Origin of the sequence: Paenibacillus lutimineralis, assembly GCF_003991425.1 — a bacterium.
GTDB lineage: Bacteria > Bacillota > Bacilli > Paenibacillales > Paenibacillaceae > Fontibacillus > Fontibacillus lutimineralis.
This window is the reverse complement of sequence record NZ_CP034346.1, coordinates 4244037-4260014: the sequence shown is the minus strand read 5'-3', so window position 1 is coordinate 4260014 and position 15978 is coordinate 4244037. Positions and strand designations below refer to the sequence as shown.

Here is a 15978-nt window from a genome sequence, read left to right as displayed (position 1 = left end):
TTTATATGAATTCGGCTGTTTCTCAGTTAAACCTTCAATAAAATTATTTATTAAAAAGGCGATCTGATGAGGGACAGGATATAGGCGGGAATTAAGCGCTTTTTCTCCTAATCTATAACTTTTCACAGTCGGTTTGGGACGTTTGTACGGATTGACAATACTATATATAGATGGTAAATTGATTTAGCGCAACAAGATGTTGTTTATTCGAGAGCTTTTGCCCTACATATATAGGAATGGGGAAAGCACTAGATTCATAGAAAAGAAGTGAGGGTGTATCGATGTTAATTGCGTATGATTCCAAAACAGGGAATGTAAAACGGTTCATTCAGAAGCTCGACTTGCCTGCTGTACAAATTGACGAGGGCATGACGCTGGAGGAGCCGTTTGTGCTGATTACATATACGACCGGGTTCGGTCAGATACCACCAAGAGTCTCAGCATTTCTGGAACATAATCATGGGCGGATGCTCGGCGTGGCGGCCAGCGGTAACCGCAATTGGGGAGAGAGATTTGCGAAGAGTGCGGATTTGATCTCCGAGCGTTACCAAGTGCCAGTTGTGGCTAAATTTGAGCTGTCCGGGACGAAGAGGGATGCTGAAGACTTCAAGCAGGAGGTGAGCCGGGTTGCGGCATATTGAACTGAACAATCAATTAATGCAGCGTGATGAGAACGGGTTCTTCCAATTAGAGAAGGACCTGGAAGCTGTCGCTGAGTTTATGAAGGAAGTAGCGGGTAGAACGATGACCTTCCCGACTACGGCCGATAAAGTACGGTATATGATCGATCATGACTATTATGAAAATGTGTACGAACGGTATACGGCTGATGAAGTCGATCAAGTATTTGCCATTACCCATAGCTATCCATTTGAATTCCCGTCTTACATGGCGGCATCGAAATTTTATACGGACTATGCGTTGAAGACGAATGACAAGTCCAAGTATTTGGAGAATTATCCCGACCGGGTAGCCATCGTAGCACTACATCTTGGCCGAGGGAATGCAGATACGGCCAGCACGCTGGCACGATCGATGATGGAGCAACGGCTGCAGCCAGCCACTCCAACGTTCCTGAATGCGGGCAAGAGCCGGCGCGGCGAGATGGTCTCCTGCTTCCTACTGGAAATGGACGATTCGCTGAATTCAATCAACTATGTGCTAAATACATGCATGCAGTTGTCCAAAATCGGCGGAGGTGTCGCAGTTAACCTGTCGAAGCTACGCGGACGAGGCGAAGCGATCAAAGGCGTGGAAGGTGCAGCCAAAGGAATTATGCCGGTGCTGAAGCTGATGGAGGATGCCTTCTCCTACGCAGATCAGATGGGACAGCGTAAAGGCTCGGGCGCAGGGTATTACAACATTTTCGGCTGGGATGTCGCAGAGTTTCTGGATAGCAAGAAGATCAACGCCGATGAGCGGATCCGCTTGAAAACTTTGTCGATCGGTTTGATTGTACCGAACCGCTTCTATGAACTGGCCAAGGCTAACGAACCGATTCATGTGTTCGGTCCATATAGTGTATACAAAGCTTACGGAACACATCTGGATGATATGGATCTGGACGTAATGTATGACAAGCTGCTAGCTGACGACCGGGTGAAGAAGAAGAAATTGATGAGCGCACGGGACATGCTGACGAAGATCGCTATGGTTCAGCTGGAATCCGGCTATCCATATATCATGAACAAGAGCAACGCGAACAACCAGCATGCCTTGAAAAATATCGGGCAGGTCAAAATGTCCAACCTGTGTACGGAAATTTTCCAACTGCAGGAGACATCGGAGATCAAGGATTACGGCCAGGAGGATATGATCCGCCGCGACATCAGCTGTAACCTTGCCTCATTGAACATCGTGAACGTGATGGAGCGGAAGAAGGTCCGTGAATCCGTACATGAAGGTATGGTAGCTTTGACGGGTGTTAGTGACATGACGAGCATATCGAACGCTCCAGGCGTTGCCAAGGCGAACCGGGAGATGCATTCCGTTGGTCTTGGCGTCATGAATTTGCACGGATACCTGGCCAAGAACAAAATTGCATATGAGAGCGAAGAGGCAAAAGATTTTGCCCGCACTTTCTTTGCGATGATGAATTATTATTCGCTGGAAAAAAGTATGGAAATTGCTGTACAGACGGGCGAAGTTTTCGCCGGTTTCGAGCAGTCCGAATATGCGACAGGTGAGTATTTCAGTCGTTATGTGGATACGGATTACCGTCCACGCACAGATAAGGTGGCTGGACTGTTTGAAGGTATGTATATCCCATCTCCTGAGGATTGGGCAGAGTTGCAACAATCCGTGATGAAGAATGGGCTATATCATGCCTACAGGTTGGCAATCGCGCCGACCGCAAGTATTTCCTATATTCAGAATGCGACATCCAGTGTGATGCCTGTCGTGGAACAAATCGAGACTCGTACTTATGCGAATTCGACAACTTATTACCCGATGCCGTACTTGAGCGCGGAAAATATGTTCTTCTATAAATCGGCTTATCAAATGGATCAGTTCAAGGTCATCGATCTGATCGCGGAAATTGCACCGCATATTGACCAAGGTATCTCGACGGTTCTGCATGTGAACAGCAATGTGACGACTCGGCAATTGGCGCGCTATTATTTATACGCCGCACATAAAGGGCTGAAATCGTTGTATTATACGCGGACGAAGAAGCTGTCTGTGGAAGAATGCCTGACCTGCTCGGTGTAACAGAGAAGAAGAAAGGATGAGAAACAGCGATGTGCGCATTACAAGCAGTGAACTGGAACCGTCCGGATGATGATTTTACGATGATGTTCTGGAATCAGAATATTATGCAATTCTGGACCGATGATGAAATCCCGTTGTCCGATGACAAAATGTCGTGGATGACGTTGAATGAAGATGAGAAAGATGCCTATATGAAGGTGCTTGGCGGGCTGACACTGCTCGATACAGTACAGGGCGGCGTCGGCATGCCGCAGATTATGGAGCATGTAGAGGGGCTGCAGCGCAAAGCGGTGCTTGGCTTTATGGGGATGATGGAGCAGATTCACGCCAAGTCCTACAGCAGCATTTTCACTACGCTGGCTTCTAATGAAGAGATCGATGAAATTTTCCGTTGGGTAGAGCAGAACCCGATGCTGCAGACGAAGGCGGCGACCATTCGCGAATACTACACGAGCATCAATTCTCCGCGTGAGCTGTACTTGGCCATGGCGTCATCCGTTCTACTTGAGAGCTACTTGTTCTATAGCGGATTTTTCTATCCTCTCTATCTGGCGGGTCAAGGCAAGATGACCTGCAGCGGAGAGATTATCGACTTGATTTTGCGCGATGAAAGCATTCATGGCGTCTATGTCGGCGTACTGGCGCAGGAAGTTTTTGCGAGGCTCGATGAAGAAGAACAGAAGGATGTATCTGATACACTGCAGGGCCTGCTGAGAGATCTGCATGCTAATGAAGAGCAGTATACAGAGCTGATATATACGAAGATCGGCTTAGTGGATGAGGTTAAGACGTTCTTGCGCTACAATGCCAACAAGGCGTTTATGAATCTGGGTCTGGAGCCGCCGTTCGAGGACGAGGAGATCAATCCGATCGTACTCAATGGTATCCGTACGGATACGAAGCAGCATGACTTTTTCTCCAAAAAAGGTAACGGCTACGTACGTGCGTTGAACGTTGAGCCGCTCACGGACGAAGATTTTAATTTCTAAGTTTATTCGCTTGAAATGAATTCTATATAGGAACAGGGCGCTTCTCACTTGTTAAGGTGAGGGGCGCCCTGTTTTGTTTTTATTCCAGCGAAAAAAACAGGCGGATTGACAAGGACTGTAAGAGCCTGTAAAATACTTAATCGTAAACATTACGATTAATGAGAGATACTTGAGATGAGAGTTGTTATAACTTTGGCATGTACTGAGACAGGCGATCGCAACTATACAACTACCAAAAATAAGAAGACGCATCCTGAGCGTATGGAACTGCGCAAATACTGTCCGCGGCTGAGAAAATATACGCTGCATAGAGAGACTCGTTAATCTACTATAGGAGGTTATGTATGCTTACTGAACAAGGAACAAGGAAGAAGATCCCGGTAACGGTTCTAAGCGGTTATTTGGGAGCAGGGAAAACAACACTGCTGAATCATGTCCTGCACAATAAGGACGGATTAAAGGTTGCAGTTATTGTGAATGACATGAGTGAAGTCAACGTTGATGCCAATCTGGTGAAGTCGGGTAACGCATTATCAAGAACGGAGGAGAAGCTTGTAGAGATGTCCAACGGCTGCATTTGCTGCACACTACGCGACGATCTGCTGCGCGAAGTGCAGAAGCTGGCCGCTGAAGGGCGCTTCGATTACATTCTGATCGAATCGTCCGGAATCAGTGAACCTGTCCCGGTTGCACAGACCTTTACTTATGCCAACCCGGATCTGGATATCGATTTAACCTCTCTGTCCCGCTTGGATACGATGGTTACTGTCGTGGATGCGAACCGCTTCTGGCATGATTTTGCCTCGGGAGAGAGTCTGCTTGATCGGGATCAGGGAGCAACGGAGGCTGACTATAGAGATATCGTTGATCTTCTCATCGACCAGATCGAGACCTGTGATGTTCTGCTGCTGAACAAATGCGATCTGGTTGAAGAGGAAGAGCTGGTTAAGCTGGAGGCGGTGTTACGAAAGCTTCAGCCGTCGGCCAAAATCATTCGTACCGTGAATGGAATTGTCGACCCCAAGGAAATTTTAAACACCGGCTTGTTTGATTTTGAAAAGACGAGCATGTCCTCGGGCTGGATCGCTGAGCTTACCAAGAAGGAGCATACTCCAGAGACTGAGGAATATGGAATTGGATCATTTGTGTACCGTAGCAGGATCCCATTTCATCCGCAGCGTCTCAGTTATTTCTTCAGCAATTGGCCAGAGGAGGTCGTGCGGGCGAAAGGGCTGGTATGGATCGCAGCGCAAGGTGATTATGCAGCATCCCTAAGTCAAGCCGGAACTTCTATCCAGTTCGGTCCCGCAGGGTACTGGCTGGCTTCAATGCCGGTAGACCAGCAGCGTGAAGTTTTGGAGAGCGAGCCTGAGGCTCGGGAGCGCTGGGATGATAACTGGGGTGATCGAATGACCGAGCTCGTCTTCATCGGCATCGACATGGATCGGGAGGACATCCAAAAGAGACTGGCCCGCTGCTTGCTGAGTGACGATGAAATGAAGCAAGACTGGAGTCGATTCAATAACCCGCTTCCTTGGGCGGTGGAGGAATTTCATAATTAGTAAAAATTGAATATATAAGCTCTTGAATTTCCCTTGCTAGGAGGTTCAGGAGCTTTATTTATTCTGTAAGTTTGAATTTGGATTGCTCTAAATCGTTAGTTATGGATATTTCTATTCATTCCAATAGTTGATAAACTTATCCAATAATAATTCAAGATTATAGGAGTGATCGTATGGATGGAGTGCGTTACAAGACAAGGGAAGTACTGGACAAGAACAAGATTGAGAAGTTTCTACAGCAATCAAGACTTGGACATCTTGGGATGGTCGATGGTCATCTGCCTTATGTTGTTCCGCTTAATTTTGTTTGGACAAATGAGAAGCTTTACTTCCATGGAGCGACAGGGGGAAGAAGGAATCAGGTAATGGATGCTAATCCAGAGGTCTGTTTTACAGTTTGTGAAGAGTACGGGACCATCACTGATCCGGTGCCAGCCAAGACCGATACAGCGTATATGAGTGTTATAATCTTTGGCAAGGCAGAACCTGTCGTTGATCTTGATGAAGCTACACATATGCTGCAAGAAATGATTAATAAGTATGTGCCTGGGTACTATAATCGGCCGTTACCCCAGCAGCACGTGGACAGATACCGATCTGCCGTATTTGGTGGTCCGGTTCAGGTGTATCGAATAGATCCGTATCATATCACGGCTAAAGAAAATCCGATTGAAACTGATAAAATGTTCATACCGGGAAAAAACGTGTAAGGTACTAATCATCGATTAAAAAATAAATGCTGCCGTTACTGATGCGGTAGCATTTATTTATAACTATCATTTTCGTTAGCTTACCGAGACGGGATATTCCTTCGGGATATTATAGAAGTCCACTAATTGATATACAATCATGACAATAGTTGCTCTTGCGAACGAGACTTCATGATATGTTGGAACAGCGAGCGACTGTGCAATAGTTGTACAGAAAATGCAAAGTAATTTTGCGTGATGTCCTGTAAAATACATTTCGAAAGGAGGGATTAGAATGGAAGTCATAGATAAGACACAACAGGTTATAGATTCACTCGAAGCTGACATCATGAATGTGGATTATGAGAAAATTGCCCAATTAACAGGGATTCCATTGGGACTCTATCAGCGTATTTTTACATATCTCTGCAATATTAGTCTGACAGGGTATGTACGAAAGAGAAAGCTCACCCGCTCTGCAGAAATGCTTCTCTCAGAGAGTAAAAGTGTAACCGAAGTGGCGCTTGAATGTGGTTATGAGAGCAATTCATCCTTCTCAAGAGCATTTAAGGAGTTGTTTTCTGTTTCACCAGCAACGATCTCAAGAGATCTATATGAAGAAAATGCATTCCACCCGCTTTCTTTTATTAATACAGACACCTATTATGTTTTGAAAGGCAGGAGAATTATGGCCAATCTCGAAAAGCTGGAATATGTGAATACGGATGATATGCTCCTTATTGGTATAAGCAATAATGACTATGGGGTTACAACCCATGAATTATGGCAGGTTTTTTGGGAGCAGGGATTTGATAAAAAGCTGGCCGAGCTTGAAGAAAATCAGATAGGAATGGAAGACTGTATTGGTGTCGGTTACATGACTGATTTTGCAAATGAGAGCGGTCTTGGCGATACTTACATTGTTGGCAAGTATTTCAAACCTGGCACTCCGGTACCTGATGGCATGACAGGCAGAACGATAAAGAGCGGAATGATTGCAAAGGCACAGATTAGTGCCACAAGCCTGGACGAGATTATTAGCAATGCATATATCCTTATTTCCGACATGGTGCAAAAAAATGGCTATACACTTGATTATGACTCTTTCTACTGGCTGGAATTTTACACGGTTAGTAGATTCTGCGACGCTATGGAGAGCGGTGCAGAGCGAGTAATTCTGGATTGGCATATGCCGTGCAGAAAATATAATCAGCTCTAACGAAACTCTATATCTTTATTTGGGGGAATACAGGCTCTATACTCCTAATTCCCTTAAATAGCGATACCCAGTTTCGTTAGGGATCGTTCCATCTGGTGTTTTAGACAGTTACCTGTCAACCACTATTTCAAAGCCTGAACTAGGCTCTCTCCGAATTCTTTTGAACCATATTTTACGATGATTTACAGATGATCCTAAAGGTGTTGACGATCAATTTTTGTCATGCTACGATATACACAAAAGACCCAAGAACAACATGGATTACGAAGACCATAAAGAGGTGAACTTCATGCAGCTTACTAAACGCCGACTGCAATTTCTAGATAAATTGGTTGAATTATATCAACGCACAAGACTACCAATTCATTATGAGACACTAGCGACTTCCTTGGACGTAAGCAAATGGACCGCTTATGATATGATGAGGGAAATGGAGAAGCAGGGGTTCGTAAGCCGCAGCTATGAGGTTAACTCCAAGGAAACCGGGAGGTCGCAGGTTGTATTCTCCCCTACCGAGCAGGCTACCGATCTATTTAAGCAGAGCCGGGAGGATAACTACGATTCGTCCAATTGGGAGCATACGACTGCGCATATCAGGAAGCTGCTAGGCAGTGTCAAGGACAGCAATGTGAATGAGGTTATCCGTAAAGTCATGAACGAAATCTCATCCAAAGCGTCTAATCTAGAGTTCTGCGGTTACATCCTTGGTCTATTATTGGTTTATATCAAGAAGCTCGGTACCAAGACAGAGCATCTGGTCACTATGCTGGTCAGCAAGAGACTTCATAGCGAGAGCGGAATTCTACTGTTTGTCGGCACCGTCCTGGGAACGATTATTCAGACGATTAACGAAGAAATGGGAAATGAACTGACGGAGCTTGTCTCCAAGTTCCTTGATACTTTGAACAGACTGTCCAACAACGAACAGCGGATGCTGTCCGATTTGTTGCATGAAGCTTTAGCTTAAAGGCTTTAGCTTTTGGATAGTTTTTTGGTCTTTTGTGTATTTAATGAGGGGTTATTTTATATGAGTAAAGGATCGGAAAGTGGAGTGTGATTATCATGAAAACCGGGTTGGTATTAGGTGGAGGAGCCGTGCGGGGTCTGGCACATATCGGTGTGCTAAAAGTATTCGAAAGGAACGGGATCGAGATCGATCGTATTGCAGGTACAAGCATGGGCGGGGCTATCGGCGGCTTGTATGCAGCTGGGGTGCCTGCCGAGGCGATTGAGGAGAAGATTCTGAACACTCCGAAGTATCGTCTGCTTGATATGGGAATTCGTCATCGCGGCCTGCTGGCGGGTAATGCAGTTCATCAGGTGATTAATGAATTACTGCAACAACATAACAAGCAAGGGGTGTTCATCGAGCAGCTCCCCATTGAATTCAAAGCGATCGCGGTTGATCTCATGTGCGGACAGCAGGTGGTTCTGGATCATGGGGATTTGGGAACCGCCCTAAGGGCGACCACCGCATTTCCGGGGGTGTTTGCTCCGCGTGGAAGGTGACAGGATGCTGGTTGATGGCGGTGTCCTTAACAATCTACCCGTAGAGGAAGCACTGGACGAAGAGGGAGAATGTTATATTATTGCCGTGGATGTCGCCAGGGAGCATGAGAAGAAACCGCCGCGCAATATGATCGAGGTAGTATATCGTTCTTACGGTTTGATGGCTGCGGGGCGAAGGCATGTCAGTCTTAAAAGGGCCGACTATGTAATTCGTCCAGAGGTAGGCTATTACGCGTCGTTTGATTTTACCAAAGCGGCAGAATGCATCAAGGCGGGGGAGGAGGCTGCAGAGCGATGTCTGGAGGAACTCCGGCAGCGTATTGATCCTGAGCAGTCAAGGGTGGTTTAGGATCCTGGCACAGCGTTTTTTGGTCTTTTGTGTTTTTTGTATTTCATATCGATCAAGGAGTGAAATTCATGAGCAGCGCATTAGCACAAAGAATGGTACTGTTTGCGATTTACGCCTTCGCCGGCTGGCTTCTGGAGACATCCTATGCTAGCATCCGAGAGCGGCGTTTTGTTAATAGGGGCTTTTTGTGTGGGCCCTTTTGCCCCATTTATGGCTTTGCAGCGCTATTGATCATCGCAGTTACTGCGCAAGCAGGGGCAAGGTTGGACGATCCTTTGGTACACGGCCTGGTTATCGTCTTGGTGTCCGCTCTGTTGGTCACATGGCTGGAATATGCTACGGGTTGGATACTGGACAGAGTTTTTCATCGAAAATGGTGGGATTACCAGGGCCGAAAAATGAATATCGGTGGTTACGTCTGTGTAGAATACTCCCTGCTCTGGGGAGCCTTGGCTTTGGTGCTGGCAGAGTTGATCCATCCAGCCATCCTACTGCTGCTCACCCCTTTGCCGAGCTGGTTCGATATCGCGGCAGCATGGATCATCCTGTTGTATTTTGCTATAGATACAGGCGTCTCAGTCAGCAGGGAATGGCAGCGCAAGCATTCATCCAGTCTACATAGACTTAAACTACGCTAGTTAATAAAGGAGTCGGGAGGCGTTATGAGGAGAGAGTCCTCTTAGCGCAGCTCGGCTCCTATTTTCTCGCCTTCACTGCTAATATTCGTCAACGGGAGACGTAGACGGTCGGAGCGGATATGTCCGCGTTCAGCTAGCAGCCATTTCAACGGGGCTGGATTCGGCTCCGAGAACAGGAACTGGATGAGCGGGAGCAATTGATCGAAGACTTGCCCAGACTCCTCAATTTTTCCGGCTTGGTAGGATTGATAGACTTGTACGAATTGGTTGGTATCCAGATTGGCACTGGCCAGAATTCCCCCTTTACCTCCACAACAGAGCGAGGCAAAGAACAGCTCGTCTTCTCCGCATAGCACAGGCTTGGCTATCGATCTAGCCAGCTGAAAATAACGGGTTATATTACCTGTACTCTCCTTCAATCCGATCACATGCTTCATCTTCATAATCGCAGTAACCGTCTTGATATCAAGCGAGACTCCGGTCCGGTGGGGTATGTCATAGACGATAACCGGCAATCCGGCGGTAGAGATTTGCTGGAAATGTTCAATAATGCCGCGTTGTGAAGGCTTGTTGTAATAAGGGGTGACGACCAGCGCCGCATCGGCTCCAAGCGATTTAGCCCAGGCGGTTCTGTCTACGGTAGCGGCAGTACTGTTGGAGCCTGTTCCCACAATCAGCGGCAGAGAGCCGATCTCCTTGCGTGCCGTTACAATTAGCGTCTCCAATTCTTTGGCATGAATTGTCGGTGATTCTCCTGTTGTTCCGCCGACGACGAGTCCGTTAATCCCTTGACCGACCAAGCGCTGAACCAGATCAATATAAGACCCCACATCCAATTTCCCTCTCCGATCAAACGGTGTCACAACCGGAACGAATACGCCACGCAGGCTTTGTTCTGTAAGCAATACACTCAACTCCTATCTCAATTCCTGTGTCTTCGCTCCCGATTTTTCCGGGTATCGATAGATATTGAACTAATACCTCAAAAATGTAGACATAACCATGTTTAGACCTGATTACTCAGACATTGTTGACCGTTAGCGTTGATCCTTTGGTACGCTGCCCTTGTAACGGACAATAATGTCCATTACGAGGGGGAATATCGCGGAAAACCGCATTTTTTGCTTCTAATGGTCAAAGGTGTCCGTTAGAAGAGCAAAGTTGCTTTTTTCTTGCTCTAACGGTCATTTTTGACCGCTTGATAAATGCGATCACGCTGGCTTAAGGATTCCAGCGCCTAAACTTGCTGATATCCCCAACGGGCAGCGATCGGCTCAATCATCATCCGGCCATGTCCATCGCAAGCAGCGCTGGGAAGGACACTCACCCGGTTGCTCTCGTCCTCATTATCATTAGTTCAACATCTATGAATATATAGCGATGCTCGGCAAATGTAACCATCCATTTGTCCGGTGATTTTAGCAAACCGATTCACGCGGAGGCTCTGTCCGGGAAATCGGCTGGTACTGAAAAACGTCAAATGGATGGTTACGGATTCAGGTAGAACCGTTATAGTCGGATAGATCGAATTGAGGTGAAGGAGGAAATTCATCAATGTCTATCTTGGAAGTTCTGAACAGGGAGAAGATTATGGCCATGATCCGTGGCTTGCGGCCGGATACGGTGGATCGGACTGTCGAAGCGCTGGTACAGGGAGGAATTCGCTTCCTGGAGGTGACAACGAATACCGAGGGAGTCTATGAGTTAGTCGAGCGCTTAAGACAGAGGTATGAGGGGCAACTGTTGATCGGTATCGGTACGGTGCTTGATGCCGACATGGCTGCAAAGTCGATTGACGCAGGGGCGCAATTTATCGTATCGCCGAATTTGGACGAGGAGGTTATCTCCTACGGATTACGACATGAAATCGATGTCTTTCCCGGGGTAATGACACCTACGGAGATCGTCAGAGCTGTCAAAGTCGGCGCCAAGGCAGTAAAGGTGTTCCCGACGGGTTCGCTAGGCGGAGCCGCTTACTTGAAGGAAATTCGCGCACCGCTCGACCATATTCCGATGATCGCCTCTGGAAGTGTCGGCTTGAACAACTTGCGAGATATTCTGGACGCTGGTGCTATTGGAGTAGGGATTGGCGGCAATCTCGTCAAGCGGCAGTGGATAGAAGCGGAACGATTTAATGAGATCCAAAAGCTGGCCCGTGAGTTCGTGGATATCGTTGCCGAATTCCAGGCCCAGTCGACAGGCGTCCTGCTCTCTAGCAGCATGGTCATGGAAGATCCGCAGGGCTCGGGGAGTTGAGGCTAATGAAGGAGAAAGTGATTAAATCGCTGCGGTGTCTTGCTTTCTTGGCCGTGTTGGTGCTTCTGCTGCCAGCCCTTAGCGGATGCTCCAGCATTGCCGTACTGGACCCCAAGGGGCCAATTGCCGCACAGCAGCGTGATCTGATGTTTCTATCGACTGTATTATGCGCTATCGTCATCGTACCTGTGCTTATTCTTTCAGCGGTCATTATTTGGCGTTATCGGGATAAGGCTGACCGTAAGGCGGCATATACACCAGATTGGGCTCACAGCACCAAGCTGGAGATGATCTGGTGGGGCATTCCGATTATCATCATCCTGACGCTGGCCATTGTAACCGCCCGGGCCACTTATGCCCTGGAACCATCTAAGCCGCTAGAATCGAAAGCGGACGTTAAGCCGCTAACCGTACAGGTGACCTCGCTAAACTGGAAGTGGCTGTTCCAATATCCAGAGCAGGGCATTGCTTCCGTGAACGAGCTGAAGATTCCGCAAGGGGTGCCGGTCCGCTTCGAGATTACAGCGGATTCACCAATGAATTCCTTCTGGATTCCCCAGTTAGGAGGACAGATCTATGCGATGTCCGGTATGGCGATGACGCTCTATTTGCAAGCAGATGAGACCGGACAATATTGGGGCTCCGGCGCCAATTTTACCGGCACGGACTTTGCGAAGATGTTCTTCGATGTGCATGCCGTTACTGCGGAAGAATTTACGGATTGGGTAGAGGATGTCAAGAAGGACTCTCCGACGCTTACACTTGATGGGTACAAGCAACTGGCAGAGCCCTCGGCATCGGAGAAGCTGACCTATTCTTCTTTTCCGGAAGGTCTATTTGAAATGACCGTAACTAAATATGCGTCATCCCATCATCACGGCATGTCCATGTCCGGTAGCACAGAGGCTCACGGAGATAAGCCTATGTCAAGTGATGATTCGGGGCATGGGGATATGCTGAAGTCCGGGGATCAATCCGAGCACGGCGATATGCGAATGTCCGGAGATCAGCTGGAACATGGCGGCATGTCCATGAATGAGGGCAGCGCTCATTAGAAATGGACGAAGGCGGAAAGCTGCCGGACGAATAGTAATCAGGAAAGGAGACTAGCAATTATGCTGGAGTCTATCAAAAACTGGGCCTCCGATTTTTTTGTGACCGGAGACCCTTTAATATACGGGGCGGATGCAGCTATTATCATTACGCTCGTGGCCATCGTCTTCGTATTGACTTATTTTAAAAAATGGGGGTGGCTCTGGCGCAATTGGCTGACCACGGTTGATCATAAGAAGGTGGGCATCATGTACATCTTATCCGCGTTCCTGATGATGTTTCGCGGCGGGGTGGATGCTCTCTTGATGCGTACGCAGCTGGCCATGCCCGAACTTCAATTTCTACAGCCGGATCACTATAACGAAATATTTACGACCCATGGCGTCATTATGATTCTGTTCATGGCGATGCCGTTCATGTTCGGTTTGTTCAACGTAGCGGTCCCGCTCCAGCTTGGAGCAAGGGATGTCGCCTATCCATTCATGAACGCGCTCAGCTTCTGGCTGTTCTTCGCTGGTGCCATGCTGTTCAATCTGAGCTTCGTCATTGGCGGCTCGCCGGATGCGGGCTGGCTCGCCTACCCGCCTTACTCGGAGCTGATGTATAACCCGGGTGTCGGTCAGGACTTCTATATATGGGGTATTCAGATCTCCGGGATTGGCAGCCTGATGACCGGCATCAACTTCATTGTAACGATTCTGAAGCTGCGCGCTCCAGGAATGAAGCTAATGAAGATGCCGATGTTCTCTTGGTCGGTGCTGGCAAGCTGCATTGCCATTATATTCTCATTTCCAATTTTGACGGCGACGCTGGCGTTGCTCTTTCTAGATCGGTACGGCGGTGCTCACTTCTTTACACTGGATGGCGGTGGTAACCCGATGATGTATATCAACCTGATCTGGATGTGGGGACATCCTGAGGTGTATATTATCGTGTTGCCGGCGTTCGGTATTTTCTCCGAGGTAGTCTCCACGTTTTCCCGCAAGAAGCTGTTCGGTTATAAATCGATGGTGTACGCGATGATGATTATTAGTATCTTGTCCTTTCTCGTATGGGCGCATCACTTCTTCACGATGGGATCGGGGGCGAATGTCAATGCCTTCTTCGCTTTGTCGACGATGGTGATCGCTATTCCGACCGGGGTCAAAGTATTCAACTGGTTATTTACAATGTTCCGCGGCAGAATCAGCTTCGAATCGCCGATGCTGTGGACGACCGGGTTTATTCCCTGCTTCGTAATCGGAGGGATGACCGGTGTGCTTCTATCAGTAGCGCCCGCAGATTTTCAGTATCATAACAGCTACTTCCTGATCGCGCATTTCCATCAGGTTATTATAGGAGGCGTCGTCTTCGGTTACTTCGCCGGCTTGTACTATTGGTGGCCGAAGCTGTTCGGCTTCAAGCTGAATGAGCGCATTGGGAAATGGGCGTTCTGGTTCTGGAATATCGGTTTCTACCTGTGCTTCATGCCGCAATATGTGCTTGGCCTCGACGGAATGACGCGGCGGCTTGTCACCTATAGCTGGGATAAAGGCTGGTGGGGACTCAATCTAGTCTCGAGCATCGGTGCGGGACTGATGGGTATCGCTTTCCTGTTTCAGGTCTGGCAAATCGTCCACGGCATCAAACACTACCGCAGCAACATGGATACGACGGGAGATCCGTGGGATGGACGCACCTTGGAATGGTCAATTCCTTCGCCAGCTCCGCATTATAATTTTGCCGTGCTACCGCAGGTATCTGATCAGGATGAATGGTGGGAGGAGAAGCAGCGCAGGCAGAAGGAAGGATACACGGCAGTGGCACCGGAATTGTCGCCGATTCACATGCCTAACAACTCCGGTATTCCTATCATGATGGCAGGCTGCTGGTTTCTGGCCGGATTCGGCTTCGTGTTCCACTGGCTCTGGCTGATCATACCGGGGCTTGCCGGCGTAGCTCTATGCATGTTGGCCCATTCCTTCAATTATGACACGGACCATTATATTCCGGTTGAAGATATCAAACACACGGAAGCGTCTCTAAGGGGGGCTGCAAATCTATGAGTTCAAGCCAAGTAACAGAAGCGTCTGCGCGCGCGCATCATGATCATCATCCGGATATGGAGGAGATGCGCCTGCTCGGCTTCTGGATCTACCTGATGACGGATGTTATGATCTTCGGCACTTTTTTTGCCACCTATATCGTACTAAAGAATAGCACCAATGGCGGTCCCGGTCCTGCCGACCTGTTCGAATTAGGCGGGGTTATCGCCAGTACGTTTATTTTGCTTGCTAGCAGCTATACTTGCGGACTGGCGGTTCTGGCAATGAACAAGGGCAAATTGCGGGCTCTGCTCGGCTGGCTGGCCATCACGGCTTTGCTTGGGGCTTGCTTCATCGGTCTGGAGATCAGTGAATTTGCCCATCTCGTAGACCGGGGGGCGACGATGGGGACCAGTGCATTTCTGTCCGCTTTCTACACCTTGGTCGGAACGCATGGCCTGCATGTAAGCATCGGGCTGGTATGGATGGTAGCCTTAATGCTACAGCTGACGAAACGGGGGATTACTCCGGTCACAAAACGTAAAGTTCAGGTGATCAGCCTCTTCTGGCATTTTCTTGATGTGATCTGGATTTTCGTATTTACCGTCGTCTATTTAATGGGGGTGAGCTAGGTTGTCGAATATGGAATCGGTTCATACAGAGCAGGAGTCGCATGTGGGGTCGTTCTATTCCTATACAATCGGGTTCATATGCTCCATTGTATTGACCGTGATACCAGTTGCGATCGTTCTGGGTGGCTGGCTGGAAGGAATGACGAGAGCTGTAGTCCTAATGGTGGCGGGTGTTCTGCAGCTGCTGGTGCAGCTTCTGTTCTTTATGCATTTGCGTGAGGAAGGGAAGCCGCGCTACAATCTCATCTCTCTCATTCTTGGCCTGGTGATCCTGATTGTCATCGTAGCCGGGTCAATGTGGATCATGATGTTTAATATGGTGGCTCAATAGGATAGGGTATAGAAA

17 protein-coding genes are annotated in these 15978 nt (G+C 48.2%); 16 read left to right on the top strand and 1 reads right to left on the bottom strand.

What is annotated here, in order from left to right; translation table 11 throughout:
- The first annotated feature begins 281 nt into the window (after positions 1 to 281).
- The 11 genes from nrdI (at position 282) to EI981_RS18755 (ending at position 9667) form a co-directional block, all read left to right on the top strand.
- A complete protein-coding gene (gene nrdI / locus EI981_RS18800) occupies positions 282 to 641 on the top strand; it encodes a class Ib ribonucleoside-diphosphate reductase assembly flavoprotein NrdI (protein ID WP_120460994.1) in 360 nt (119 codons plus the stop codon).
- Positions 628 to 2712 carry a class 1b ribonucleoside-diphosphate reductase subunit alpha gene (nrdE, locus tag EI981_RS18795; RefSeq protein ID WP_127000750.1) on the top strand — a complete coding sequence of 695 codons (2085 nt, stop codon included), beginning with the start codon at positions 628 to 630 and terminating at the stop codon, positions 2710 to 2712. The genes nrdI and nrdE overlap by 14 nt, the downstream gene beginning before the upstream one ends.
- Before the next feature lie 29 nt (positions 2713 to 2741).
- Complete coding sequence (nrdF, locus tag EI981_RS18790) at positions 2742 to 3701, top strand: class 1b ribonucleoside-diphosphate reductase subunit beta (RefSeq protein WP_127000748.1); 960 nt, start codon at positions 2742 to 2744, stop codon at positions 3699 to 3701.
- Between the two features lie 174 nt (positions 3702 to 3875).
- The gene (rpmG, locus tag EI981_RS18785; protein WP_082672940.1) at positions 3876 to 4025 is read left to right on the top strand and encodes a 50S ribosomal protein L33; all 150 of its coding nucleotides are present in this window, start codon (positions 3876 to 3878) and stop codon (positions 4023 to 4025) included.
- 20 nt (positions 4026 to 4045) lie between these two features.
- Positions 4046 to 5263 carry a GTP-binding protein gene (locus EI981_RS18780; RefSeq protein ID WP_127000746.1) on the top strand — a complete coding sequence of 406 codons (1218 nt, stop codon included), beginning with the start codon at positions 4046 to 4048 and terminating at the stop codon, positions 5261 to 5263.
- A gap of 173 nt (positions 5264 to 5436) precedes the next feature.
- Entirely contained in the window at positions 5437 to 5973 is a 537-nt protein-coding gene (locus EI981_RS18775) for a pyridoxamine 5'-phosphate oxidase family protein (protein WP_127000744.1), read from the top strand.
- Positions 5974 to 6247: 274 nt separating this feature from the next.
- On the top strand, positions 6248 to 7171 hold the full coding sequence (locus tag EI981_RS18770) for a helix-turn-helix domain-containing protein (protein WP_127000742.1): 924 nt from the start codon (positions 6248 to 6250) through the stop codon (positions 7169 to 7171).
- 289 nt (positions 7172 to 7460) lie between these two features.
- Entirely contained in the window at positions 7461 to 8138 is a 678-nt protein-coding gene (locus tag EI981_RS18765; RefSeq protein WP_127000740.1) for an Lrp/AsnC family transcriptional regulator, read from the top strand.
- Positions 8139 to 8233: 95 nt separating this feature from the next.
- The gene (locus tag EI981_RS30130; protein ID WP_335926201.1) at positions 8234 to 8680 is read left to right on the top strand and encodes a patatin-like phospholipase family protein; all 447 of its coding nucleotides are present in this window, start codon (positions 8234 to 8236) and stop codon (positions 8678 to 8680) included.
- A complete protein-coding gene (locus tag EI981_RS30125; protein WP_335926200.1) occupies positions 8670 to 9029 on the top strand; it encodes a patatin-like phospholipase family protein in 360 nt (119 codons plus the stop codon). The genes EI981_RS30130 and EI981_RS30125 overlap by 11 nt, the downstream gene beginning before the upstream one ends.
- Before the next feature lie 68 nt (positions 9030 to 9097).
- Complete coding sequence (locus tag EI981_RS18755; protein ID WP_127000738.1) at positions 9098 to 9667, top strand: putative ABC transporter permease; 570 nt, start codon at positions 9098 to 9100, stop codon at positions 9665 to 9667.
- 41 nt (positions 9668 to 9708) lie between these two features.
- On the opposite strand, the gene dapA is transcribed toward EI981_RS18755, so the two are convergent.
- Positions 9709 to 10572, bottom strand: a complete 864-nt coding sequence (dapA, locus tag EI981_RS18750) for a 4-hydroxy-tetrahydrodipicolinate synthase (RefSeq protein WP_127000735.1) — start codon at positions 10570 to 10572, stop codon at positions 9709 to 9711.
- Positions 10573 to 11221: 649 nt separating this feature from the next.
- Between dapA and EI981_RS18745 the strand changes: the two genes are divergently transcribed.
- From EI981_RS18745 to EI981_RS18725, 5 genes are read left to right on the top strand one after another with little or no spacing between them, the layout of a single operon-like run.
- The gene (locus EI981_RS18745; protein ID WP_127000733.1) at positions 11222 to 11923 is read left to right on the top strand and encodes a bifunctional 4-hydroxy-2-oxoglutarate aldolase/2-dehydro-3-deoxy-phosphogluconate aldolase; all 702 of its coding nucleotides are present in this window, start codon (positions 11222 to 11224) and stop codon (positions 11921 to 11923) included.
- 5 nt (positions 11924 to 11928) lie between these two features.
- On the top strand, positions 11929 to 12978 hold the full coding sequence (cyoA, locus tag EI981_RS18740) for a ubiquinol oxidase subunit II (protein WP_127000731.1): 1050 nt from the start codon (positions 11929 to 11931) through the stop codon (positions 12976 to 12978).
- A 60-nt stretch (positions 12979 to 13038) separates the two neighbouring features.
- Positions 13039 to 15021, top strand: a complete 1983-nt coding sequence (locus EI981_RS18735) for a cbb3-type cytochrome c oxidase subunit I (RefSeq protein WP_127000729.1) — start codon at positions 13039 to 13041, stop codon at positions 15019 to 15021.
- Positions 15018 to 15632 (top strand): cytochrome o ubiquinol oxidase subunit III, encoded by a 615-nt coding sequence (gene cyoC / locus EI981_RS18730; RefSeq protein WP_127000727.1) that lies wholly within the window; start codon positions 15018 to 15020, stop codon positions 15630 to 15632. The genes EI981_RS18735 and cyoC overlap by 4 nt, the downstream gene beginning before the upstream one ends.
- 10 nt (positions 15633 to 15642) lie before the next feature.
- Positions 15643 to 15963, top strand: a complete 321-nt coding sequence (locus EI981_RS18725; RefSeq protein ID WP_127004829.1) for a cytochrome o ubiquinol oxidase subunit IV — start codon at positions 15643 to 15645, stop codon at positions 15961 to 15963.
- Positions 15964 to 15978: the final 15 nt, after the last annotated feature.